The sequence below is a fragment of the Streptomyces melanogenes genome, assembly GCF_014649795.1.
Classification (GTDB): domain Bacteria; phylum Actinomycetota; class Actinomycetes; order Streptomycetales; family Streptomycetaceae; genus Streptomyces; species Streptomyces noboritoensis.
In genome coordinates, this window is sequence record NZ_BMTS01000020.1 from 56850 (window position 1) to 81415 (window position 24566).

The window sequence follows — 24566 nt, forward strand, 5'->3', positions numbered from 1 at the left end:
ACATGAGCAAGACCGAAGCGGCCCCGGAAGAGGCGCCGCGCACGGCGGCGGAACGCGGCAGGGCCGAGCGGGCCGCCGACGAGCGGGAGCTCGGCGCGGCCGGGTCGCAGCTCTCCACGGCCCCGGCCGAGGATCTGTCCAACGGCCCGGTCGGCATCGGTGTGCTCGGCTGGGCGCGCTGGTTCTGGCGCCAGCTGACCTCGATGCGGGTCGCCCTCGTCCTGCTGCTGCTGCTCTCCCTCGGCTCGATCCCCGGCTCGCTGATCCCGCAGACCAATGTGGACGAGCTGAAGGTCGCCGACTTCCAGAAGCGGCACGACACGATCTCGCCGATCTACGAGAAGCTCGGCATGTTCCACGTCTACAGCTCGGTGTGGTTCTCCGCGATCTACATCCTGCTGTTCGTCTCCCTCATCGGCTGCATCGTCCCGCGCACCTGGCAGTTCGTCGGCCAGCTGCGCGGCCGCCCGCCGGGCGCGCCCCGGATGCTGACCCGGCTGCCCGCGTACACCACCTGGCGCACCGAGGCCGATCCGGAGCAGGTGCGCGAGGCCGCGGCCGCGATGCTGAAGAAGCGCCGCTTCCGTACGCACATCGTGGGGGACGCGGTCGCCGCGGAGAAGGGCTACCTCCGCGAGGCCGGGAACCTGATCTTCCACGTCTCGCTGATCCTGATCCTGGTGGCGTTCGCCGTCGGGCAGCTCTTCAAGTCCGAGGGCGGCAAGCTGATCGTCCAGGGCGACGGGTTCTCCAACACGCTCACCCAGTACGACGACTTCAAGTCCGGCTCGCTGTTCAAGACGGACGACCTCGCGCCGTTCAGCTTCACCCTGGATCGCTTCGACGCCACGTACGAGCGCAGCGGGCCCAACCTCGGCACCGCCCGCGAGTTCGTGGCGCACGTCACCTACTCCGAGGGCGCCGACGGCAAGCCGCAGAAGAAGGCCATCGAGGTCAACAAGCCGCTGGTGGTCGACGGCTCCAAGGTCTACCTGCTGGCCCACGGCTACGCGCCGACCGTCACCGTCAAGGACGGCCGCGGCAAGGTCGTCTTCCACGGCGCCGTGCCGCTGCTGCCCATCGACAACAACATCTCCTCCAGCGGCGCGATCAAGGTGTACGACGGCTACACCGACGCCAAGGGCAAGTGGGACCAGCTGGGCTTCGCCGCGTTCTTCGTGCCGACCTACGGCGGCAAGGGCAACGGGACGATGTTCTCCCAGTTCCCGGCGCTGGACTTCCCCGTCCTCAACGTCGGCGCGTACCACGGAAGCCTCGGGGTCAACTCCGGGCTGCCGCAGAACGTGTACCAGCTCGACACCGACAAGATGAAGCCCTTCAAGGACGACCAGGGCAAGGTCCTCAAGAAGACCCTGCTGCCCGGCGAGACGCTGACGCTTCCCGAGGGCGCCGGGTCGATCACCTTCGACAAGGACATCAAGCAGTGGGCGAGCTTCCAGATCTCCCAGCAGCCCGGCAACAACCTCGCCCTGACCGGCTCGGTCCTGGCGATCGCCGGTCTGGCCGGCTCGCTGTTCATCCAGCGGCGCCGGGTGTGGGTCCGCGCCGTGACCGGTAAGGACGGCGTCACCGTCGTCGAGATGGCGGGGCTTGGGCGGAGCGAGTCCGCGAAGCTCCCCGAGGAGCTGGCCGATCTCGCGGTCACGCTCATTCCAGAGGCGCCGACCGCGCCTGATCCCGCACCTGAGCCCGCCAAGGACCAGGTGGCAGAACCTGCCGAAGCTGAAGGGGCCGAGAAGTGATCCTCGCCGCCACAACCAACGAGAGCCTGGCGCACACCAGTAACTACCTGATCTATTCGGCGATGGCGGTCTATCTGCTGGCCTTCTTCGCGCACATGGCGGAGTGGATCCTCGGCAGCCGCAGCAAGGTCGCCCGCACGGCGGCCGCGCTCACCGCCGACGCCTCCTCCTCGGCGGCCGATTCGGGCACCGTGAAGGTGCAGGTCGCCAAGAAGGGCGGCGGCACCGCGGTCCTGGAGCGGCCCAAGGTCGTCACCCGCTCCTCGTCCGGCAACCGCGACGTGCCCGACGGGCCGGGCGCGGCGGGCGGCGATGTGAAGGGCGACCTCTACGGCCGTATCGCCGTGTCCTTCACCGTGCTCGCGTTCCTCGTCGAGTTCTCCGGGGTGCTCACCCGCGCGCTGTCCGTGCAGCGGGCGCCGTGGGGCAACATGTACGAGTTCAACCTGACCTTCTCCACCGTCGCCGTCGGTGTGTACGTCACGCTGCTCGCGCTGAAGAAGAACGTGCGCTGGCTGGGCCTTCCGCTGGTCACCTCGGTCCTCCTCGACCTCGGCCTCGCTGTCACTGTCTTGTACACCGCCAGCGACCAGTTGGTTCCCGCCCTGCACTCGTACTGGCTGTGGATCCACGTCTCCACCGCGATCTTCTGCGGCGCGGTCTTCTACGTGGGCGCCGTCGCCACGATCCTCTACCTCTTCCGGGACCGGTACGAGGCGAAGCTCGCGGAGGGCGGCAAGCCGGGCAACTTCGCCACCTCGGTCCTGGAGCGGCTGCCGGCCGCTGCGTCCCTGGACAAGTTCGCCTACCGGGTCAACGCGGCGGTCTTCCCGCTCTGGACGTTCACGATCATCGCGGGCGCGATCTGGGCGGGCGACGCGTGGGGCCGCTACTGGGGCTGGGACCCCAAGGAGGTCTGGTCCTTCATCACGTGGGTCGCGTACGCCTGCTACCTGCACGCGCGCGCCACGGCGGGCTGGAAGGGCCGCAAGGCCGCGACGCTGGCGCTGCTCGCGTTCGGTTGCTGGCTCTTCAACTACTACGGCGTCAACATCTTCGTGAACGGCAAGCACTCGTACGCGGGCGTATAGCCGAAGGGCGCCGCGCGTCTGTTCGGGTGACACTGGTGCCATGACGGATGTGATCCCTCATGGCACCAGTGAGACCCACGACGGCGCCTGGCTCCTCCGCTACGAGCTCCACCTGCCGCACCCGCAGGAGCGGGTCTGGACGGCCGTCGCCACGCCCGAGGGCCTGCGCGGGTGGCTCTGCGCGGTGGATGTGCTGGAGCCCCGTCTTGGTGGCGCGGTGACGCTGCGGTGGCTGAACGCGGGGCCGGAGGGGGTGCACTCCGGGCATGTCACCGCCTGGGCGCCGGAGACTGTGGCCGAGTACACGGTCGACCTCCACGGTCGGATCCGGTTCCACCTGGAGTCCGTGTCTCCGTCTGCGACGGTGCTGCGCTTCACGAACGAGTTCGCCGGGGATGACGCGCTGCGTCTTGACTGCCTGGCGGGGTGGCACGACCACTTCGACTTCCTCGTGGACGCGCTGTCGGGCCGCCCGAAGGACTGGTCGACGTGGTCGGCGGGGCGGTGGCAGGAACTACGGGCGGCGTACGCCGGGGGCTAGGGGGATTCCCCACCCCGCCCCTTCCCTGAAGCCCTGGGCGGGCGGCCGGGTGGTGGGTCGGGGCGGGCTGCTGGGGGCTGCGCCCCCAGACCCCTCTGAGCGCGTCTGCGGACCATCCCCAACTGGTCGCGCAGTTCCCCGCGCCCCTTAGATGCCGCTGCGCGGCAATCCCCGGGGCGGCCCGGAGGGGCGCTTTTAGGGGCGCGGGGAACTGCGCGACCAGCCACAGACGGCCCGCAGACAAGCAGGCTTACCCACCCACCCCGTGCCACCGGCGGGGTCCGGGGCGAAGCCCCGAAAGCGGGGTGCAGGGGCCGCAGGCCCCGCCTGGGGGTCCGGGGGCGTAGCCCCCCGGGAGACCAGCTCCGCCCCCACCCACCCCCGGAGGGTTTAGGGAAGGGGTGGGGTGGGGGCCAAAACGCCCGTTACGGCTGGGGGTCGTCCTTCGGTGGCAGCTTCAGGCTTGCCAGGAACTCCGGGTTGTCGTCCGGGGCCGTCCAGGAAGGGCCGGGGGCCACGCGGCGCGGGCGGCCCGCGAAGAGCCAGGCGACCGGGCCGAGAAGGACTTCGCCGAAGAGCAGGATCACGATGACCCACACCACCTTCGGAAGCCCCCGCACCTCCTCCTCCGGCGTATTCAGACAGTCGATGAACGCGTAGATCCACAGCGCCAGGACCAGCAGGAACGGCAGATACCTGAGCATGTTCGGGTGGTCCCCCCAGGGAACGGCGGCGGGGCGTCCGGCAGCCCCGGTGACCGGCCCAGGGTAACCGGTGCCCGATACTTGGCCCCATGGCTTACGACGATCTTCGCTCGCTCCTGAGGGCGCTGGAGCGTGAGGGCGACCTCATCCGCATCAAGGCCGAAGTCGACCCGTACCTGGAAGTCGGGGAGATCGTCGACCGCGTCAACAAGGCCGGCGGGCCCGCGCTCCTCTTCGAGAACGTCAAGGGCGCGGCGATGCCCCTGGCCATGAACGTGTACGGCACCGACCGGCGGCTCCTCAAGGCCCTCGGCCTCAAGTCGTACGAGGAGATCAGCGAGAAGATCGGCGGGCTGCTCAAGCCCGAGCTCCCGCACGGCTTCGTCGGCGTCCGGGAGGCCTTCGGCAAGCTCGGCTCGATGGTCCACGTCCCCCCGAAGAAGGTGAAGGAGGCCCCCGTCCAGGAGGTCGTCCTCACCGGCGACGACGTCGACCTGGACCAGCTCCCCGCCCTGTTCACCTGGCCGGAGGACGGCGGGTCCTTCTTCAACCTCGGGCTCACCCACACCAAGCACCCCGAGACGGGCGTGCGCAACCTCGGCCTCTACCGGCTCCAGCGCCACGACAAGCGCACCATCGGCATGCACTGGCAGATCCACAAGGACAGCCGCAACCACTACGCCGTGGCGGCCAAGAAGGGCGAGCGGCTGCCCGTCGCCATCGCCTTCGGCTGCCCGCCCGCCGTCACGTACGCTTCCACCGCGCCGCTGCCCGGTGACATGGACGAGTACATGCTCGCCGGGTTCATCCAGGGCAAGCGCGTCGAGATGGTCGACTGCAAGACCGTGCCGCTCCAGGTCCCGGCGCACGCCGAGGTCGTCATCGAGGGGTGGCTGGAGCCCGGCGAGATGCTGCCGGAGGGGCCGTTCGGGGACCACACCGGCTTCTACACGCCGCAGGAACCGTTCCCCGCGCTCACCATCGACTGCGTGACCATGCGCAAGCGCCCGCTGCTCCAGTCCATCGTCGTGGGGCGGCCCCCGACCGAGGACGGGCCGCTGGGGCGCGCCACCGAGCGGTTCTTCCTGCCGCTGCTCAAGGTGATCGTGCCGGACATCGTCGACTACCACCTGCCGGAGTCCGGCGGCTTCCACAACTGCGCGATCGTCTCGATCGAGAAGAAGTACCCCAAGCACGCGCAGAAGGTGATGCACGCGATCTGGGGAGCGCACATGATGTCGCTCACCAAGCTCATCGTGGTCGTCGACGCCGACTGCGACGTGCACAACCTGCACGAGGTGTCCTGGCGGGCCCTCGGCAACACCGACTACGCCCGTGACCTCACCGTCGTCGAGGGCCCGGTCGACCACCTCGACCACGCCTCGTACCAGCAGTTCTGGGGCGGCAAGGCGGGGATCGACGCGACCGCGAAGTGGCCCGAGGAGGGCTACACCCGGGACGGCGGCTGGCCGCACATGGTCGAGTCGGACCCGGACACGGCGGCGATGGTCGACCGCCGTTGGAAGGAGTACGGCCTCAAGTGAGCGCCTCTGCCGCAGCCGTTCCGCAGCCCGGCCGGACCAAGGCGTTCCTGCGCCTGGTCATGATCGAGCACTCGGTCTTCGCGCTGCCCTTCGCCTACATCGCCGCCCTCACCGCGATGTTCCAGCTGGACGAGGAGATCCACTGGGGCAAGCTGCTCCTGGTCACCATCGCCATGGTGGGGCTGCGCACGTTCGCGATGGCCTGCAACCGGATCATCGACCGCGAGCTCGATGCCCGCAATCCCCGTACGGCCCAGCGCGAACTGGTCACCGGCTCCGTGTCGGTGCGCTCGGCCTGGACCGGCGCGCTGATCGCGCTGGCCGTCTTCCTGGCCGCCGCCGGACTGCTCAACCCGCTCTGCCTGGCCCTCGCGCCCATCGCGGTGATCCCGATGGTGGTGTATCCGTACGGCAAGAGGTTCACCAACTTCCCGCAGGCCATCCTGGGGCTCGCGCAGGCCATGGGCCCCGTCGGCGGCTGGCTGGCGATCACCGGCGAGTGGTCCTGGGACGCGGTGATCCTGGGCCTCGCGGTCGGCGTCTGGATCGGCGGCTTCGATCTGATCTACGCCTGCCAGGACGTCGAGTCCGACCGCGAGTGCGGCGTCCTCTCGGTGCCGGCCCGGTTCGGCGTGCCGAACGCGATCCGCGGCGCCCGCGCCTGCCACGCCGTCACCACGGCGCTGCTCGTCTGGTACGCGCTGGCGACCGACGCCGGGGCGTTCTTCTGGATCGGCCTGGTGGTCGTGGCGGTGGCGTTCGTCTACGAGCACACGATCGTCAAGCCGCACGACCTCTCGCGCCTCAACCGAGCGTTTTTCACCACGAACGGGTTCATCGGGATCTCGCTCTTCGTCTGCGCGCTCCTCGACCTGCTGGTGCGCGGGCTCTCGGTGTGACCGTTCCCGCCCCCGGATGGCCGGATAGGCTCGGACACGTGGAGCAGGTGAACGTACACAGTCAGCGAGAGGCGGCGTCGCGCACGCCCTGGGTCGTCGGGGTGTCCGGCGCGTCCGGGACGCCGTACGCGGCCGCCGTGCTGCGGGGGTTGCTGGACGCGGGCGAGAGCGTGGACCTGGTGGTCTCGCGGGCCTCGCGGCTGACGCTGCTCGACGAGACGGGGATCGCCTTCCGCGACGCGCACTGGCGCGAGGACCTCGCCCAGTGGCTGGCGCGGGGGGCGGACGGGAAGCCGGGCACCTTCGAGGTGGACGTGGCGCGCGTACGGCACTGGAGCGCCGGTGATCTCGGCGCCGGGCCGTCGTCCGGGTCGTACCCGGTCAAGGGGATGCTGATCGTGCCCGCCAGTACGGCCTGTGTGGCCGGGGTGGCGCTGGGGCTTTCGAAGGACCTGTTGCAGCGGGCCGCGAGCGTGACGCTCAAGGAGCGGCGCCGGCTGGTGGTCGCGGTGCGGGAGACGCCGCTGGGCGGGCAGACGCTCAGGCACCTGGTGACGCTGGACGAGGCGGGCGCCGTGGTGCTGCCCGCCTCTCCGGCGTTCTACGCGGGGGCGACGCACATCCAGGATCTGGTGGACTTCGTCGCGGGGCGGGTGCTGGACGCGGCGGGCGTGCCGCACAGCTTGTACCGCCGCTGGGAGGGAGAGCTGGGAGGAGGCTCCCGGCCTTCCGGTTAGCGCTTCTTCGCGGCGCGCTTCAGAGCGCGGCGCTTCGTCGCGGTGGGCTGGTGGGCACGCGAGCGGTTGGCCAGGTCCTGAAGCTCGCGCATACGGGCGTAGGCCATCTCGATCGTGTACACGGTGTCGACACTCCTGAAAGATCGTCTTTGATCTGCTGGAAAATGATGCAAGCAGCTGAATGATTCGCAGGGCCTCGACCCTGTGTACCTTAGATTCTACACCTAAACTCGCGGTATTGCTGAACAATGGAAGGCTTCAGGCATATGGACGCCGTGGACAGGCAGCTCATCCAGGCCCTGCGGGAGAACGGCAGGGCCTCGTACGCCGAGCTCGGCCGGCTCGTCGGTCTCTCCGGGCCCAGCGTCACCGACCGCATCAACCGTCTTGAGGCGGCCGGGGTGATCACCGGCTACCGCGCCACCGTCAACGCCGCCTCCCTCGGCCTCGGCGTGACCGCCCTCATCGGCATCTCGCTCTCCGACGCCGCCGACCACGAGGACGTCGCCCGCCGGCTGCGCGACCTGGAGGAGATCGAGGACTGCTGGTTCATCGCCGGCGACGACTCGTACATGCTCAAGATCCGCGCCTCGGACGTCGACGGACTGGAGAAGACGATCCGCCGCCTCGGCTCCACCAAGGGCGTCTCGCGCACCCGGACGACGATCGTCCTCTCCACCAAGTGGGAGAACCGGGTCGGCGAATTGCCCGAGTAAGTGGGGGCGTAACGTGGGTGAGGCTGTGTACGGAGATATTTGGGAGGCCGCCGCATGACCGCGTCCATCGCCGATGTGGGCTTCAAGCGCGAGCTGGAGGCGAAGGTCCGGGCCGGTGAGCGGCTGTCCCGCGAGGACGGCGTCGCGCTCTACGAGTCGGACGACCTGGCCTGGCTCGGCGGCCTCGCGCACGAGGTGCGCACCCGCAAGAACGGTGACGTCGTCCACTTCAACGTCAACCGGCACCTCAACATGACGAACGTGTGCACCGCGTCCTGCGCGTACTGCTCGTTCCAGCGCAAGCCGGGCGAGAAGGACGCGTACACGATGCGCATCGAGGAGGCGGTCAAGCTCGCCAAGGCGATGGAGAGCGAGAACCTCACCGAGCTGCACATCGTCAACGGGCTCCACCCGTCGCTGCCCTGGCGCTACTACCCGCGCTCGCTCAAGGCCCTCAAGGAGGCGCTGCCGAACGTCGGCCTGAAGGCGTTCACGGCGACGGAGATCCACCACTTCGAGACGATCTCGGGGCTGAGTGCGAGCGAGATCCTCGACGAGCTCATCGAGGCGGGCCTCGAATCGCTCACCGGCGGCGGCGCGGAGATCTTCGACTGGGAGGTCCGCCAGCACATCGTCGACCACGCCACCCACTGGGAGGACTGGTCGCGGATCCACCGCCTCGCCCACGAGAAGGGTCTCAAGACCCCCTCGACGATGCTGTACGGGCACATCGAGGAGCCCCGTCACCGCGTCGACCACGTGCTGCGCCTGCGCGAGCTCCAGGACGAGACCGGCGGCTTCCAGGTCTTCATCCCGCTGCGCTACCAGCACGACTTCGTGGACATGAAGGACGGCAAGGTCCGCAACCGCCTCCAGGCGCGCACCACGATGGCGACCGGCGCCGAGGCCCTGAAGACCTTCGCGGTCTCCCGCCTGCTGTTCGACAACGTGCCGCACGTGAAGTGCTTCTGGGTGATGCACGGCCTGCAGACCACCCAGCTCGCGCTCCAGCACGGCGCGGACGACATGGACGGCTCGGTCGTCGAGTACAAGATCACGCACGACGCGGACAACTACGGCACGCCCAACAAGCTGACCCGCGACGACCTCCTCGACCTGATCCGCGAGGCCGGGTTCCGCCCGGTGGAGCGCAACACCCGCTACGAGATCATCCGCGAGTACGACGGCCCGGACCCGGACCTGCGCGAGTCGCCGCAGGCGATGCGGCTCTGAGGGCCCCTGAATTGATCCAATATCGGGCGTGCTTCACTAGTCGGGCAGGATCGCCGTACGAGAGAGAAGGTCAGCCGTGAACATCGCCAAGCCGAGCGCAGCCGTCCGGTACACCGCGATGCGCGTCGCCGTCTTCGTCGGCTGCCTGGTGTTCGTCGCCCTGCTGGTCCACTTCGGGATCATGCCCGCGGGCCTCGGCGACGCCAACGCGATCTGGGTCGTCCTGCTCGCGCTGGTCCTCTCCGCACCGCTGAGCTTCGTCCTGCTGCGCAAGCAGCGCGACGAGATGTCCGCCCAGATCGTCACCAAGGTCGAGTCCGCCAAGGCCCGCCTGGAGGCAAACCGCAGCCAGGAGGACGGCGCGGTTCAGTAGCCGCAGATGTGACTGTGCCCGCCCCCGATCCATCGGGGGCGGGCACAGTCACGTACGAACAGGTCTAGAAGAGCCCCACCACATCCGACACCAGCGCCGCATCCCCCACGACCACCGACGTGCCGTGCACAGTCGCCGTGCCCGGATAGAAGCGCAGGCCCCCCGGCGCCGCCTTGAAGACCGCCCAGAAGTCCGGGGTCTCCTGGCCCGTCGTCGGGACGAACTTCAGGTACGTGCCGGTGTCGACGACCTGGCCCTGCGCATTGCCCGCGCTCGCGAAGAACGGGATGTTCGTCGACTGCCAGGCGCTCGGGCCGTAGGTGGTGCGGGTCCCGATGCCGTACGTCGAGTTGCCCGAGGCGTCCAGGGTCCGGGTGCCCGGGTACAGGTACAGCTTGCCGTAGTCCGCGCTCGCCGGGTCCGTGGTGACGTGGCGGCCGAGCAGGTCGGGGATGCCGTCGCCGTTGACGTCACCGGGCGCGGTGAAGTCGAAGCGGTCCCAGGACGTGAAGCCGAACTGCTTCGCCGGGAGCAGCTTGTACGAGCCGGGCTCCGCCGCGAGCGGGCCCTCGGCCGTGCCGGAGTACAGCCACATCCCCTCGCCCTCCTGGACGATCAGGTCGGCGCCGGGCATGCCGTCGGCGTCGCGCGGGGTGAGGATCTGACCGGTGCCCGCCCAGGTGCCGGGGACGACCCAGTCCTGCGTCGCGTCGCCGTCGCAGGTGAGGATCTGCACGGGCGTGCTCTTGACGACGGCGCCGCCCGCCACGTCCAGGCAGCGGCCGGAGCCCTGGTTGAGCAGGGAGCCGTCACCGCGGTCGAGCCACTGCTGGGCCGGACTGCCGTCGCAGTCGGCGAGCTGGACCGGCGAGGCCAGGTCCGTGCCCGCGGCCGCCGCGCACTTGCCGAGCACCTTCAGGGCGCCGCCGGTGAGCTGGAAGTCCTGCGCGGTGGTGGCGTTGCAGGTGTAGATCTGGAGCGGGGTGCCGTTGGCGGTGTTCGCCGACTTCACGTCCAGGCAGAGGCCGCCAGGGCCGGTCAGGGGACCGTTGTCCTTGCCGGTGGGGCGCAGCAGCTCCTTGCGCTGGGTGGTGAGCGGCATCCCGTTCCCGTCGCCGGGGTACAGGTAGAGCTTGTTGCCGATCTTGACGAAGAAGTCCTCGTACCCGTCCATCGTCTGGCCGTCGGTGGCGGCGATGAAGTCGCCCCGGTGGGCGATGCGCGCGCCGTTCCAGCCGCCCCAGGCGAGGGTGCGCGGCGCCTTCAGGGTGCCGTCGCCCTTGCCGCCGAGCAGCCGCAGGGTGCCGTCGGAGGCGGTGGCCAGCAGGTCGATCTGCCCGTCGCCGTCGAGGTCGCCCGGCAGGTCGCCCTGGACCCGCCCGGCGGCGTCGTGCACGTACATGGGCCGGTCGGTGGCGATCAGCGTGGTGTCGGTCGGCGCGGAACCGCCGTCGTACGCCGAGGTGTTGCCCGCCTTGTCGTACGCCTCCACGTGCAGCCGGTTGTTGGGCCACAGGCTGGGCTTGACGGTCACCGTGGCGGTGCCGTCGGCGGCCGCCTTCACGTACGTACCGTTGGGGCACTTGAGGTTCGACACCGACAGCGGCTGGTTGAGCGCGTAGCAGAAGCCGTCGACGCCGCCGGCGTCGGCGGAGGCGAACTTGACCGTACGGTCGGTGCGCGCGGGCACCTCGGCCACGTCCAGGGCGTGGCCGTCGGTGGCGGCGACGGTGGGCTTGGCGGGCGCGGCCTTGTCGACGCCGAAGCCGCAGGCCGTGGTCCACGCCGAGGTGTCCAGGCCGTCACGGGACTGGACGGACCAGCTGTAGCGCTTGCCGGTGGCGAGCAGTGAGCCGTCGATCCGGGCCTGGGCGGTGCCGCCCGCGGCCACCGTCGAGGTGGGCGACGCGACCACCGCGCCCGTGTCGTAGTCCTTCAGCTGGAAGGCGCCGGTGAGCTGGCCGCCCTCCGGGTCGGAGATCTTCGCGGTGAGGGTGAGGCCGTTGTTGCCGACGACCGGGAACGCGGCCGGGTCGGTGGCGCAGGCCACCTGCACGAGCCCGCTCGCGCCGGGCGCCCAGGAGCCCTGGTAGGCGGCCGAGGAGTCGACCTTCGGCGCCGTGTTGTACGTGATCTCCAGGCTCGGGTCGTTCTGGAACTTCTTCCAGCTCTGCTCGTTGCCCTCGAAGTCCTGGCGCGAGCGCAGGCCCAGCGTCATGTCGTTGTCGCCGGCGTCCGCGACCGCCTGCACCGCGGTCTTGATCGCGTCGGCGTCGAAGTCCTCGCCGGCGGCGGCGCACTGGGTCGAGGACCAGCCGTGCGCGAACGTCTTCTCCTGGAGGGTCTGCTTCCAGGCGGGCTGGTTGTTCCAGGTGGTGGAGGAGGAGATGGGGCCGGTCAGGCCGAGCTCCACCGGGGTCTTGGTGCACGACCACGAGTAGCTGTTGAAGACGTTGAACTTGGCCGATATGATCTTCGACCCGGCCAGGCCCTTGGTGTTCAGTTGGAAGTACGAGCGGGCGGTGCCGTTGGTCGACGTCTCGTGGCCGACCCGGGCGAGCTTGTCGCTGAACGTGCCGCCGTTCCAGTACGCGGTGTTGGCGATCGAGGAGTTGCCCGACTGCTTGTAGGCCATGGCCCAGTTGTTGCGGCCGCCGCCGGAGAAGATCGGGTCGATGACGACCGGGAAGACCGTCTTCGGGTCCTTCAGCATCGCCGCGTCCGGGGTGATCCGCAGCCGGTCGGCGGTGACCTTCGTGCCCATCGCCACCAGCTTGGGCGGCGCGGTCTCGGCGGTGGTCGGGCGGGTGCCGCGCACCAGTTGGGCCGCCGCCTGCTTGGGCAGGTGCGAGGAGTCCCACATGGTTGGCGCGGGGGCGCTGAACAGCCGGGCGCCGGTACGGGTGTCGGTGGCCGTCAGATTGCCCTTGGCGTCCGCCTTCAGGGCGGCGCCCGCCGTGTGCAGCGCGAGCGACAGCTCGGCCAGGCGCGGGTTGGCCGCCGCCTCCCGGGTCTTGACGACCAGGTGCTGGGCGAAGCCGTCGGTGTCGGCGCGCAGGGTGAGGTCGACGCCGGGCAGCACCTCGGGGTAGAGAGCCGTGTCGCCCTCGACGCGGGGCTGCGGCAGCGCGTCCGGCCAGGAGACCGAGAGGGTCCGGCCGTCCTTCGTCAGGGTGGCGAGCGGGCCGGTGCCGCCGCCGGAGAAGGAGATGCCGAAGGTGGCGGCGGCCGGGGCGAGGCGGCCGTCGGCGCCCCGCTCCAGCGTGGCGTCGGCCGTGCGCCAGGCGCCGCCGACGCGGGCGAAGGCGGGGCGTACGTACTGGCGCATGGTGAGCGACCCGTCCGGGTTGGCCAGCACCTGCGTCATCTCGTCGCGGCGGTCCAGGATCTCGACCTGGCGGCCGGACCGCTTCGCCTGCGCGAGGGCCTGGGTCTCACCGGTACCGGAATTCTCAGCTCCGGAAGTGCTGGCTCCGGAAGTGGTAGTTCCGGAATTATCCGCTCCGGAATTGCCAATTCCGGCCACGGAAGCCTTGGTTCCATGCGCACTTGTCCGGCTCTGCGTACCGTTGTCGGTGATCTCGTCCGCAAAGGCCGTGTGTGCTGCGGCCAGTTGAACAAGGCCGCCCGCGCCGAGCGCGGCTGCCATCAGTGCGGCCGGCAGGCGTCTGCCCCGGCGCATGTGATGTCCCCTCACCAGTCCCCACCCTCATATCAGTTAATGCTGCTTGCAGAGCGGGAGCGTAACGCCGGAATAACGTCCGAACTGGCCCCTTCGCACACTTGGCTGCGCCTTTGAGTATGTATGGTTCGGCGATCGTTCTCCTCTCGTTACATCCCCTCCCAACTGCGGTGTTCGCACGGTGAATTGTTCTTCCGCCCGTAAATTCCTTGGTGTTAAGTTCCCCCCGGCGCCCCTCCCTTGGGGCGCCTTTTGAGCTGAATACGGAGAGTTGGAGAGTTCCAGGTGACTCGTTCACGGGTGGGGATACGGAGATTCGACGAGGACTCGGGAGGCAGACGCCGTCGCACCACGGCGGCGGTCGGCGCGCTCACGGCGAGCGCGGTACTGGTCACGCTGCTGCCGACGGTCGCGGCGGCGGCCGGGAAGGTCGACTTCTCGGTGCGTTCGGTACAGAAGACGGCCTCGGTGCGGGGCTCCGAGCTGGGCAAAGAGGGGGCCGTCGGCTCCAGCGAGACTTCGAAGCGGCCCTGGAAGGCGCCCAAGGTGACCTGGCCGAAGGCCGGGGACAGCGAGGTCGACCTGGGGCGGGTCGCGGCGGATGCGTTGGCAAAGAGTGCGGCGGGGCGGAGTGTGGCCGGATCGCGTCACGCTGCCGCGCCGGGTAGTCCCGTCGGGGTCGCGCCGCTCGCGCCCAAGTCCTCCAAGGGGGGTGCGCCTGCCAAGGTGCGGGTGCGGATGGGTGACCGGAAGGCGGCGGACCGTCTTGGGCTCGACGGGGTCGTGCTCGGGGTCGCGCGCGACGACCGGGGGGCTGCGGCGGGGCGGGCGTCCGTTCAGCTCGACTACAACGCGTTTCGGGGGGCGTACGGGGCGGACTGGGCTTCGCGGTTGCGGCTGGTGCAGCTGCCGTCCTGTGCGCTGACGACGCCGGAGAAGGCGGAGTGTCGGACGGTTACGCCGCTGGTTTCGCGTAACGACTCCAAGTCCGGGTTGCTCACGGCTGAGGTCGAGGTTGCGCCGGACGCCGTCGTGGGCGCGGGTAGGGGAGCGGCTGCACGCCGTGGGTCCGCTGTGCCCACCCGTTCCGCCCCAGCGGAACGAATGCCCACAGCAGACGGGACGGGGGCAGGTGCGGCCACAGCGGACGCGGCCACAGCGAAGACGGCCTCGGCTCCCTCCTTCACCGTTCTCGCCGCCACCGCCACCCCCGACGGCGCCAACGGGGACTTCAAGGCCACCTCGCTCTCGCCCAGCGGGAGTTGGGCCGCGGGCGGCAACGAAGGCGGGTTCTCCTGGGAGTACCCCCTTCAAGTGCCGCCCGTCCCCGGCGACCTGACCCCCAAGCTCGCCCTCGGGTACTCCTCCTCCGGGGTGGACGGGCGTACCGCCGCCACCAACAACCAGCCCTCCTCGATCGGTGAGGGGTGGTCGATGGAGATGGGGTTCATCGAGCGGCAGTTCATGGGGTGCAAGGACGACAACGGGACCGGTACCAACGCCCCCGCCAAGTCCGGTGACCTGTGCTGGCGTTCGGACAACGCCGTGATGTCGCTGAACGGGTCCTCCACCCCGCTCGTCAAGACCGGGACCGGTGACATCTGGCGGCCCGCCGACGACGACGGCTCCCGCGTCGAGCGGGTCAAGGGCACCGCCACCGACACCAACAACGGCGACGACGACAACGAGTACTGGAAGGTGACCACGCTCGACGGCACCCAGTACTGGTTCGGCAAGAACCGTCTTCCCGGCTGGGCCACCGGCAAGACCGAGACGGGGTCCACGTACACCGTTCCCGTCTACGGGAACCACACCGGCGAGCCCGGGCACGCCACCGCCTTCACCGACTCCGTCCGCAACCAGGCCTGGCGCTGGAACCTCGACTACGTGGTCGACCCGCACGGCAACGCGATGGCGCTCTTCTACACCCAGGAGAAGAACGCGTACGCCAAGAACTCCGGCGGGTCGACGACCACGAAGCCCAAGGCGGACGCCGGTTACACGCGCGGCGGCTACCTCGACCACATCGAGTACGGGCACCGCGCCGGGCAGGTCTACTCGGCCCAGCCCGCCGCCAAGGTGAACTTCGTCATGGCCGACCGCTGCCTCGGCACGGCCACCGACTGCGCCTTCGACAAGGCGCACGCCTCCAACTGGCCGGACACGCCCGTCGACGAGGTCTGCACGGTCGGCGCGGACTGCCTCAACGGCTCGCCGTCGTTCTGGTCGAAGAAGCGGCTGACCTCGGTCTCCACCCAGGTCCTCAAGGGCACCGGCTACGCCGACATCGACACCTGGACCCTCGGCCAGAGCTTCCCCGGCACCGGTGACACCGGCGGCAACGGGCTGTGGCTCGACTCGATCGTCCGTACCGGCAAGGCGGGCGGCACCGCCCTGTCGAACCCGGCGGTGACGTTCGGCGGCACGCTGATGCCCAACCGCGTGGACGCCTCCGAGGGCCGCCCGCCGCTGAACAAGTACCGGATCACCAAGGTGAGCTCCGAGTACGGCGGCGACACGCTCGTCGAGTACTCGCCCACCGAGTGCACCTACGCCAGCCCGCCCGCCGAGGCGACCAACACCAAGCGCTGCTACCCGAACTGGTGGACCCCCGAGGGCGGCTCCCAGCCGGTCAAGGACTGGTTCCACAAGTACGTGGTGACCAAGGTGACCGAGGACGACAAGGTCGCGGGCACCGACTCGGAGGTGACCGAGTACGAGTACCTGGGCGGTATCGCCTGGGCCAAGGACACCAGCGAGTTCACCCTCGACAAGCACCGCACGTACAGCGACTACCGGGGTTACGGCAAGGTCCGCACCCGCACCGGCACCAGCAACAGGACGCTGTCGGAGACCACCTACCTCCGGGGTGTCGACGGCGCCCAGGTGGCCGACTCCTTCGGCACCCTGTACACCGACGCCGAGCAGTACAGCGGCAAGGAGCTGGAGAGCGTCAGCTACGACAAGGACGGCGGCAAGATCGTCGAGTCGTCGGTGGAGAAGCCGTGGTCGAAGCTGACCGCGACGCAGACCCGGCCGGGCACCACCGATCTGCACGCCTACCAGTCGGACACGGAGACCACCACCGGCCGGTCCCTGATGGACGACGGCAGCTGGCAGACCACGCGCACCACGGACACCTTCGACTCCTACGGCCAGACCCTCACCACCTCGGACGAGGGCGACCTGGCGGTCTCCGGCGACGAGCAGTGCACCCGCACCACCTACGTCACCCCGGACACCACCAACCACCTGATCTCCTACATCGCCGACGAGCAGAAGAGCTCCACCACCTGCGGCACGGCCGCCTCGGCGAGCACCATCACGGGCGAGACCCGCACCACGTACGACACCAGCGCGTACGGCGCCGCGCCCGTCGCGGGCAAGGCGATGCCCGCCAAGATCGAGGAGCTGGACCACTACAGCGCCGGGCTCCCGGTGTACGTCACCACCTCCACCGCGCTCTACGACGCGTACGGGCGGATGACGCAGACCATCGACGCCGCCAACGCCAAGACCCTCACTGCCTACACCCCGGCGACCGGCGCCCAGCCCACGTCGGTGAAGACCACCGACAACAAGGGCTTCACCACCAGCGTCGACCTCGACGGGCTGCGCGGGCTCACGGTGAAGGCGACCGACGCCAACGGCCGCGTCACCAGCCAGGAGTACGACGCGCTCGGGCAGCTCACCGCCGCCTGGAAGCCGGGCCGGGTCAAGCCCGCCTCGGCCGACGTCACCTTCTCCTACCAGGTCCGCAACGACGGCCCCACCGCCGTCACCTCCAACACGCTCCTGGAGAGCGGCAAGTACCGCAAGGCGGTCACCCTCTACGACGGGCTGCTGCGCAAGCGGCAGACCCAGACCGAGGCGTACGGCGGCACGGGCCGGCTGATCACGGACACCTTCTACGACAGCCAGGGCCGCACCTACAAGGACAACGCCGAGTACTACAACGACCAGCCGGTCGTGAACACCCTCTTCTCGGTGGCCGACAGCCAGGTCCCGGCGCAGACCGTGACCGAGTTCGACGGTATGGGCCGCGCCACCGCGTCCATCGCGGTGACCAAGGGCAGCGAGCGGTGGCGCACGACCACCACCTACGGAGGCAACTGGACGGCGACCGTCCCGCCGACCGGGGCGACGGCCACGCTGGTGGTCAACAACGCCCACGACAAGCCGGTGGAGCTGCGCCAGTACAAGGACGGCAACCCGGTGATCGGCGCGAGCCCCGACAAGTACGAGGCGCTGAAGTACACGTACGACACCGCCGACCGCCTCACCAAGGCGGTGGACGCGGCGGGCAACACCTGGTCGGCCACCTTCGACCTGCGGGGCCGCCAGATCTCCTCGTCGGACCCGGACAAGGGCGTCGTCTCCACGACCTTCACGCCCGACGGCAAGACGGCGACGACGAAGGACGCCCGGGGCACGGTCCTGGCGTACACCTACGACGAGATCGGCCGTCCCACCAGCCTGCGCAAGGACAGCGACACCGGTCCCAAGCTGGCCGAGTGGACGTACGACTCGCTGACCGGCGGCAAGAAGATGCTGAGCTCGTCGACCCGCTGGGACAACGGCAACGCCTACACCACGGCCGTGAAGGGCTATGACGCGGCGGGCCGGGCCACCGGTTCGGTGATCACGGTCCCGGCGGCCGAGGGCAAGCTCCAGGGCACCTACGAGTTCACCTCCACCTTCACGCCGAACACCGGTCTCGCCAACACGACGACCTTCCCGGCCGGCGGCGGGCTGCCCGCCGAGACGGTCCGCCAGGGCTACACGGACTACGGTCTGGCGACCACGGTCGGCAACGGCACGGACGTCTACTCGCTGGGCAACCAGTACGCGCCCTCCGGCGACCTGCTGCAGACCGTGCTCGGCTCGGTCGGCGCCCGCACGGTCCAGACGTTCACCTACGAGGAGGACACCAAACGGCTCAGCAGCGTGGTCAACGACCGCGAGACGCAGGGCCCGCAGACCATCGACAGCAAGGTCTACGGCTACGACCCGGCGGGCAACATCACCCGCATCCGCAACGACCGCGACGACAAGACGGTCACCGACACGCAGTGCTTCACGTACGACTTCGCGGCGCGGCTCTCGCACGCGTGGACGGGCACGGACGACTGCGCGCTGAAGCCGTCGACGGACGTGCGCCCGAAGGTGGGCGGCGTCGACCCGTACTGGTACTCGTACACCTACGACACGGTCGGCAACCGGGCCTCCGAGGTCCAGCACGACGTCACCGGCGACACCAGCAAGGACGTCCGGCGCGGCTACTCCTACCCGCAGCCGGGCGAGACCCGGCCGCACGGCCTGGACACGGTCGGCATCACCGGCCCCGGGGCGCGCACCGACTCGTTCGAGTACGACGCCTCCGGCAACACCACCCGCCGGGTGACGGCCGCCGGTGACCAGCAGCTGACCTGGGACGCGGAGGGCAACCTCGCCTCCTCGACGATCGGCGGCCAGACGTCCACGTTCCTCTACGACGCGGACGGCTCCCGGCTGCTGCGCCGGGACCCGGGCGCGGTGACGCTGTACCTGGGCGCCGAGGAGCTGACGCTGACCAAGTCGAGCAACTCCGTGAGCGGGGTGCGCTACTACAACGCGGGCAACGCCACGGTCGCGCGCGGCTCGGACGGCTCGATCACCTATCTGCTCGGCGACCACCAGGGCACCGACGAGGTGGCGGTCGACTCGGTGACGCTCAGCGTGACGCGCCGCGCCTCCGGCCCGTTCGGCACCCCGCGCGGCACCCAGCCGCAGACGGGCTGGCCGGGCGACCGGGGCTTCGTGGGCGGCACCACCGACAAGTCCACGGGCCTGACCCATATGGGCGCGCGCGAGTACGACGCGGCCAACGGCCGGTTCGCCTCGGTGGACCCGGTCATGGACCTGTCCGACCCGCAGCAGATCAACGGGTACGCGTACGCCAACAACTCGCCGGTCACCGACAGCGACCCGAGCGGCGAGTTCCACATCGGCCATGTGTTCAAGAAGATCAAGCACGCGGTGAAGAAGGTCATCCACCGGATCAAGCGGATCGTCCGGCACATCGTGCACAAGGTCGCCCACCGCGCCAAGATGTCGTCCTTCGCCCGCGCCCTGCGGGCGATGTGGTCGCACGGCGAGAAGGGCACCCAGTTCGGCCACTTCAACGTGGGCAAGGGGCCCGACCGGGGCATCATCATGATGCGGTTCTTCATCCACACCAAGGACGCGATGAAGATCCCGGGCCTGGGCTACCAGCTGCTCGGCGACGACCGGGAGTACACCACGGACCCGGACGCGGCCTACCGCATGGTCCTGTTCTGGGACACCGCCACGGGTGACGTGACCTTCAAGGTCTCGCCGTCCCACACCAAGCCGTCCACCAAGCACGTCTCGTCGTACCTGATGGGACAGGCGGGCGGCGGTTCCGGCTACGACGTCGAGTCGCCGTCGAGGATGATCCCGGCGTTCCCGCTGTCGCTCAACGAGTACCCCTCGGAGAGCGTCACCGGACGGAACATCGTGAACTACAACTTCCTCGGGCAGTACCACTCGAACTCGTCCAAGCTGGACCTGGGCATAGCGGGGGTGAACAGTCTGATGTCCCTGTTCTCGGTCGACACGCATGTGACGATCGCCGCCAACAAGGGCTCGGTGACCGTGACCCGCAAGGGCGATCACTACCCCGACATGGAGGTCGTCCAGTACCGTCGGGCGCAGAAGCCGCTGGTCGTGGCCCATGACCGGATGGACAACGTGTCCGGTCTGGACTCGATGCCCTGGTACGGCAACAAGGACATGCGGTACTGGAACTCCGCCCAATGCCTGAAGGACCCGCCGAAGTGACCCACGCACCCTGGTTCCCGCGCTGCGCGGTTCGCTACGTCCCGCTCTGCGCGGCCGGCTGGTTCCTCGCCATGGCACTGACCCCGCGAGGGGCGCTCTCCTTCGGGGAGCAATTGGCGGACGGCGTCAACCTGATGCTGTTCGTGGCGGCCCTCTCGCTGTTCCTGCTCCTCCTCCTGGGCCTGCTCAAGAGGTACGGAACACCGGGCGGCTTCCGCACGGCTGCGGCCTTCCTCCTGCTCATGCCGGTGCTGCCACTGGCACTGGGCGGCGGGGGAGCGCTGTTCGGGATCATGCTCCTCACCCAGGTGGTCTTCGCGACGGCGGTCATGCCGAAGCCGGAGCTGCTGGCGGTGTAGGGGGTTGAGTGGAGGGAGGGGCCCGGCGCCGAGGGTGGCGCCGGGCCCCTCGTCGTTTCGGAAGTATGGCCACGGCCGAAGGGGCTCCGGGGCGGGAGCGGTTCCGCTTGCGGCCCTTGACGCGCCCGAGCTCGCAATTCCCGGAAGTGGGAATGGTTTACTCGGCCAACCGGGCCGAAAAGCGGGGGTGAATTGCACCCCGCCCCGGCCATCCTCATTCTCGCCGTACGACGTGAAGTCCCCGTTACGGAACGGGCGGATGCGCCTAAGTTGGGGCTCGCTCGATCAAAGCCGTCCCCTTCTAGACCCAGGAGGATTCATGGCAGCCGAGTTTCTGACCCACGGCACGTACGTGATCAAGAACGCCGCGTACCAGGACCGCGTGATCGACGTGCGCGACGCCCGCATCGAGCCGAACACGCCGATCATCGGCTTCAGCTACCACAAGGGCGAGAACCAGCAGTGGGAGGTCGAGCAGTTCCCGGGCAACGTCTACCAGCTCAGGAGCAAGCTGATCACCACCGGTGGCACCCCGGTCTTCTTCGCGCAGAGCATCATCAGGATCTACCCGCCGCTGATCGCCACCCAACCGTACGGCCAGCAGTGGTCGATCGAGCCCGTCGGCGACGGCTTCTTCCGGATCCACTTCCCGTACATGGACGGCGTGGCAACGCTGCCTGACGAGAAGGAAAAGACCCAGCTCATCATCGAGCCCTGGGAAGGCCGCGAAAACCAGAAGTGGCGCTTCGAGAACGTCTGATCCTGACGGATCGAAAGCGGCGGCGGCTGCGCCGACTTACAAAGTCGGCGCAGCCGCTTTTTTTGTTTTACCGAGTGGCGTACGAGACGAATGCGGCCCAGGCGGACGGGAGTACGGTGATTTCCGGGCCCGGGGTGTTTTTCGAGTCACGGATGTGGACTGCGGAGGGGTGGGAGGCGACTTCGACGCACGCGCCGCCTTCACCGTCGCTGTAGCTCGACTTGCGCCAGGCGTAGGCGACCTCAACGCACTCGCCGCCCTCGGCGCCGCTGTAGCTGCTCTTGAACCAGTTCATGCGTCTCCCAGCATCTTCTCGATCAGGGCCAGCGACTCCCGGGGCGTGAGAGCCTGCGCTCGGATGATCCCATAGCGGGTGACGATGACGCGGACCTCTTCGGGATCCGTGATCAACCGGGGATGGCCCTGGATCTCCGTGTATGCAACCTGCCGCCCCTTCTTGGAGGTGAGCAGGGTGAATGGGCCGTCGATGCCAGGACAGTCCTCACGGTCCGTCGGCATGACCTGGAGCTCGACGGTTCGTAGTTGGGCAATGCGCAGGAGCTGCCCGAGTTGTTCTACCCGGACGGCCCGCCCGCCAATGGGCTGTTGCAGGACAACCTCTTGGAACACGAAGCTGAAAGTCGGCGCGGGCCAGCGCTGAAGCACCTCCTGGCGGGCGAGTCGGTCGGCCACGCGCTTCTCGATCGTCTCGTCGCTCAGCAGCGGGCGTCGCTGGGTGAACAGAGCGCGTGCGTACGCCTCGGTCTGGAGCAGCCCGTGCACGGCCTGCGTGCCGTAGTGGTGCAGTTCGAGGGCCTAGGCCTCCAGCCAGGCGTAGTTCCGGTACCAACCCGGATGCCGCACCCGCGCCTTCGCCTGCGCCTTCTCGATCGACTTCTTCACCGCAAGCAGCAAGCCGCCCGCGTTCAGGAGCTTGTCCGCCTTCTCCAGGAAGTCCGGCTGCGGGACCCGTACGCCCCGCTCGATCGACGAGATCTGGCTCTCCGTGTACCCGACCAGACGGCCCAACTCCCGCTGCGTCAGCCCGGCCCGGATCCGCAGGACCTTGATCTGCTCTCCCACGGCGGTGAACAGGTCCGAGGTGATGTCCTCTTCCTCCTCCATGCACCCCTCCATGGGTCACGGGCGAAGACTCGTACAGGGCGTGCGCCGGACCCGTACAGAAAAGCCGGTGTCGGGCCGACGACCCTGTTCAGCCTACGCACACCTCGTCACGCTCGGTGACATGAATCCGCAAATCACCACCCCCACGGTCGAGTTCGCGCGGCGGTTCAGCAGTACGCGCAGAGGCGCGCGGCTCGCCCGGATCCTCGCGCTCGGGCAGCTGGACGCCTGGGGCGTGCCGCACGACAGCGAGGGGTCCGACACCGCCGCCCTGATCGTGGCCGAGCTGGCGGCGAACGCCGTGCTCCACGGACGCGTACCGGGCCGGGACTTCGAACTCCGGCTCGTACTCGGCACGGTACTCCGCATCGAGGTGACGGACACCAGGGCCGACCGCCTCCCGGCCCGCCCGGAGCCGGCGGGGGAGGGCGAGGGCGGGCGGGGCCTGCTGCTGGTCGAGGCGCTGGCGAAGGCGTGGGGGGTGGACGGGAGGGCGCCGGGGAAAACGGTGTGGGCGGAAGTGGACCTGGGCGCTACGGCGCGCTCGTGAACGAGCGGCGGTAGGAGCGAGGCGGGACACCCCGGCGGCGTACGAACTGCTCGCGCAGGACGGCCGCGCTGCCGTAGCCGACCCGACGGGCGATCTCCTCGACGGGCAGGTCCGTGGTCTCCAGGAGCTCCTCGGCGCTGCTCAGACGCAGATCGCGCAGCCAGGCGTGCGGGGTGGTGCCGGTCGCGGCGGTGAAGCGGCGGGCGAAGGAGCGCTTGCTCATGAGGGCGCGGCGGGCCAACTCCGCGACGGGGAGCGGTTCGTGGAGGTGGGCGCGGGCCCAGGCGAGGACCTCGGCGAGGCGTTCGTCCTGGCCGTCCTCGGGGACGGGGGCGGCCAGATACTGGGCCTGGCCGCCCTCGCGGTGGGAGGGCAGCACCATGTCGCGGGCGACGGCGTTGGCGGTGGCGGCGCCGTACTCCCGGCGCAGCAGGTGCAGGCACAGGTCGAAGCCCGCGGCGGCTCCGGCGCCGGTGATCACCCGGCCCTCGTCGATGTAGAGGGCGTCGGGCTCGACGGTGACGTCCGGGTGGCGGTCGGCCAGCAGGTCGGCGAACCGCCAGTGGGTGGTGGCCCGGCGGCCGTCGAGCAGCCCGGCGGCGGCGAGCGCGAAGGTGCCGACGCAGTGGGCGGCGACGAGTGCGCCGCGCTCGTACGCGGCCGAGAGCGCGGCGAGTACGGCGGGGGCGGGTGGCGTACGGAACTGTGCCCCCGGGAGGGCGATCACCAGGTCGGCGGCGGCGAGCCGGTCCAGGCCGTGGGTGATGGCGAGCGGGACGCCGAGGTCGGTGGGGACCGGTCCGGGGCGCTCGGCGCACAGGGCGAAGTCGAAGCCGGGCAGGGCCTCGCCGTGCGGCCCGAACACCTCGCTCACGATGCCGACGGCGAGCATGCCGACTCCTGGCGGGACGTACGCGGCGACGGTGGTGAAGGGCGGCACGGGAGCAGTCTGGCACGCTGGCAGTAATCCTGCGGTGGGCGGCAGATGTGCCACTCGTGGGGGACGGGCGGGTCCGGAAGGATCAAAGCCATGACAGACGCACCGCTCGGCCGCAGCGCCAAGTACACGATCCTGACCACCGGTTACGTCGGCTCGACGGGCCCCGGGGTCGCCGCCACCGTCTCTTACGTGCGGGACGGCGACCGGCACGTGATCTTCGACCCGGGGATGGTGGCGAGCCGCGACGACATCCTCGGCCCGCTCGCCGAACTGGGCCTCGGCCCCGACGACATCACGGACGTGGTGCTGAGCCACCACCACCCGGACAACACGATGAACGTGGGCCTGTTCGGCCGGGCCCTGGTGCACGACCACAAGGTGGAGTACGCGGGCGACCAGTGGCGCAACCGGGACGCCGAGGGCTACGAGCTCACGCCGTCGCTGCGGCTGATCCGTACGCCGGGGCACAGTTTGGAGGACATCACGCTGCTGGCGGGCACGGAGGAGGGTGTGGTGGCGTTCGCGGGCGACCTGTGGTGGCACGCGGAGGGCCCGGCGGAGGACCCGGTGGCACCGGACCGGGAGGTCCTGCGGGCGTCGCGGGAGCGGGTGCTGGGTGTGGCGGATGTGATCGTGCCGGGGCATGGGGGGTCGTTTGCGGCGTCGGGGGCGGTGCCGAGGTAGTGCGGCTGCGGGCCGGTGGGTG

19 protein-coding genes and 1 pseudogene are annotated in these 24566 nt (G+C 69.6%); 14 read left to right on the top strand and 6 right to left on the bottom strand.

What is annotated here, in order from left to right; all coding sequences use genetic code 11:
* Positions 1-2 precede the first annotated feature (2 nt).
* The 3 genes from resB to IE252_RS33110 are packed head-to-tail and all read left to right on the top strand — an operon-like array spanning position 3 to position 3395.
* Positions 3-1763, top strand: coding sequence for a cytochrome c biogenesis protein ResB (resB, locus tag IE252_RS33100; protein ID WP_190093141.1), 1761 nt, complete (start codon positions 3-5; stop codon positions 1761-1763).
* On the top strand, positions 1760-2854 hold the full coding sequence (gene ccsB, locus IE252_RS33105; RefSeq protein ID WP_190093142.1) for a c-type cytochrome biogenesis protein CcsB: 1095 nt from the start codon (positions 1760-1762) through the stop codon (positions 2852-2854). The genes resB and ccsB overlap by 4 nt, the downstream gene beginning before the upstream one ends.
* 40 nt (positions 2855-2894) lie before the next feature.
* Positions 2895-3395, top strand: coding sequence for an SRPBCC domain-containing protein (locus IE252_RS33110; protein WP_190093143.1), 501 nt, complete (start codon positions 2895-2897; stop codon positions 3393-3395).
* 425 nt (positions 3396-3820) lie between these two features.
* Here IE252_RS33110 and IE252_RS33115 read toward each other — a convergent pair whose 3' ends face one another.
* On the bottom strand, positions 3821-4099 hold the full coding sequence (locus IE252_RS33115; protein ID WP_190093144.1) for a PLD nuclease N-terminal domain-containing protein: 279 nt from the start codon (positions 4097-4099) through the stop codon (positions 3821-3823).
* 89 nt (positions 4100-4188) lie between these two features.
* Here IE252_RS33115 and IE252_RS33120 point away from each other — a divergent pair, with 89 nt between their 5' ends.
* From IE252_RS33120 to IE252_RS33130, 3 genes are read left to right on the top strand one after another with little or no spacing between them, the layout of a single operon-like run.
* Positions 4189-5643, top strand: a complete 1455-nt coding sequence (locus IE252_RS33120) for a menaquinone biosynthesis decarboxylase (RefSeq protein ID WP_190093145.1) — start codon at positions 4189-4191, stop codon at positions 5641-5643.
* On the top strand, positions 5640-6542 hold the full coding sequence (gene mqnP / locus IE252_RS33125) for a menaquinone biosynthesis prenyltransferase MqnP (RefSeq protein ID WP_190093146.1): 903 nt from the start codon (positions 5640-5642) through the stop codon (positions 6540-6542). Before IE252_RS33120 ends, mqnP begins: the two co-directional genes overlap by 4 nt.
* A 38-nt stretch (positions 6543-6580) precedes the next feature.
* Entirely contained in the window at positions 6581-7279 is a 699-nt protein-coding gene (locus tag IE252_RS33130) for a UbiX family flavin prenyltransferase (protein WP_229848946.1), read from the top strand.
* Here the strand turns inward: IE252_RS33130 and IE252_RS44025 are convergent.
* Positions 7276-7401, bottom strand: a complete 126-nt coding sequence (locus IE252_RS44025) for a hypothetical protein (protein WP_267890376.1) — start codon at positions 7399-7401, stop codon at positions 7276-7278. The two genes, IE252_RS33130 and IE252_RS44025, sit on opposite strands and share 4 nt — an antisense overlap.
* Positions 7402-7545: 144 nt before the next feature.
* On the opposite strand from IE252_RS44025, the gene IE252_RS33135 reads away from it, so the two are divergent.
* The 3 genes from IE252_RS33135 (at position 7546) to IE252_RS33145 (ending at position 9601) form a co-directional block, all read left to right on the top strand.
* Entirely contained in the window at positions 7546-7995 is a 450-nt protein-coding gene (locus tag IE252_RS33135) for an Lrp/AsnC family transcriptional regulator (protein ID WP_067160265.1), read from the top strand.
* Positions 7996-8049: 54 nt separating this feature from the next.
* Positions 8050-9228, top strand: coding sequence for an aminofutalosine synthase MqnE (gene mqnE, locus IE252_RS33140; RefSeq protein ID WP_190093147.1), 1179 nt, complete (start codon positions 8050-8052; stop codon positions 9226-9228).
* Between the two features lie 76 nt (positions 9229-9304).
* Complete coding sequence (locus IE252_RS33145; protein ID WP_190093148.1) at positions 9305-9601, top strand: DUF4229 domain-containing protein; 297 nt, start codon at positions 9305-9307, stop codon at positions 9599-9601.
* 64 nt (positions 9602-9665) lie between these two features.
* Here IE252_RS33145 and IE252_RS33150 read toward each other — a convergent pair whose 3' ends face one another.
* Entirely contained in the window at positions 9666-12968 is a 3303-nt protein-coding gene (locus IE252_RS33150) for a ricin-type beta-trefoil lectin domain protein (protein WP_190093149.1), read from the bottom strand.
* A 615-nt stretch (positions 12969-13583) separates the two neighbouring features.
* Here IE252_RS33150 and IE252_RS33155 point away from each other — a divergent pair.
* The 3 genes from IE252_RS33155 to IE252_RS33165 all read left to right on the top strand — a co-directional run bounded on the left by IE252_RS33155 (position 13584) and on the right by IE252_RS33165 (position 21245).
* Positions 13584-20126 carry an RHS repeat domain-containing protein gene (locus tag IE252_RS33155; RefSeq protein WP_190093150.1) on the top strand — a complete coding sequence of 2181 codons (6543 nt, stop codon included), beginning with the start codon at positions 13584-13586 and terminating at the stop codon, positions 20124-20126.
* Positions 20123-20485: a hypothetical protein gene (locus IE252_RS33160; protein ID WP_190093151.1), complete on the top strand. Its 363-nt coding sequence runs from the start codon at positions 20123-20125 to the stop codon at positions 20483-20485. The genes IE252_RS33155 and IE252_RS33160 overlap by 4 nt, the downstream gene beginning before the upstream one ends.
* A 319-nt stretch (positions 20486-20804) precedes the next feature.
* Positions 20805-21245: an RICIN domain-containing protein gene (locus tag IE252_RS33165; RefSeq protein WP_190093152.1), complete on the top strand. Its 441-nt coding sequence runs from the start codon at positions 20805-20807 to the stop codon at positions 21243-21245.
* A 67-nt stretch (positions 21246-21312) separates the two neighbouring features.
* On the opposite strand, the gene IE252_RS33170 is transcribed toward IE252_RS33165, so the two are convergent.
* Positions 21313-21540: a DUF397 domain-containing protein gene (locus IE252_RS33170; protein WP_190093153.1), complete on the bottom strand. Its 228-nt coding sequence runs from the start codon at positions 21538-21540 to the stop codon at positions 21313-21315.
* Positions 21537-22382 (bottom strand): annotated as a pseudogene (locus IE252_RS33175) (helix-turn-helix domain-containing protein). Before IE252_RS33175 ends, IE252_RS33170 begins: the two are co-directional and overlap by 4 nt.
* 109 nt (positions 22383-22491) lie before the next feature.
* Between IE252_RS33175 and IE252_RS33180 the strand changes: the two are divergent.
* On the top strand, positions 22492-22920 hold the full coding sequence (locus tag IE252_RS33180; RefSeq protein WP_190093154.1) for an ATP-binding protein: 429 nt from the start codon (positions 22492-22494) through the stop codon (positions 22918-22920).
* Here IE252_RS33180 and IE252_RS33185 read toward each other — a convergent pair.
* Positions 22904-23812: a GlxA family transcriptional regulator gene (locus IE252_RS33185; protein ID WP_190093205.1), complete on the bottom strand. Its 909-nt coding sequence runs from the start codon at positions 23810-23812 to the stop codon at positions 22904-22906. The two genes, IE252_RS33180 and IE252_RS33185, sit on opposite strands and share 17 nt — an antisense overlap.
* Positions 23813-23950: 138 nt before the next feature.
* Here IE252_RS33185 and IE252_RS33190 point away from each other — a divergent pair, with 138 nt between their 5' ends.
* A complete protein-coding gene (locus IE252_RS33190; RefSeq protein ID WP_190093155.1) occupies positions 23951-24544 on the top strand; it encodes an MBL fold metallo-hydrolase in 594 nt (197 codons plus the stop codon).
* The last annotated feature ends 22 nt before the right edge of the window (positions 24545-24566 follow it).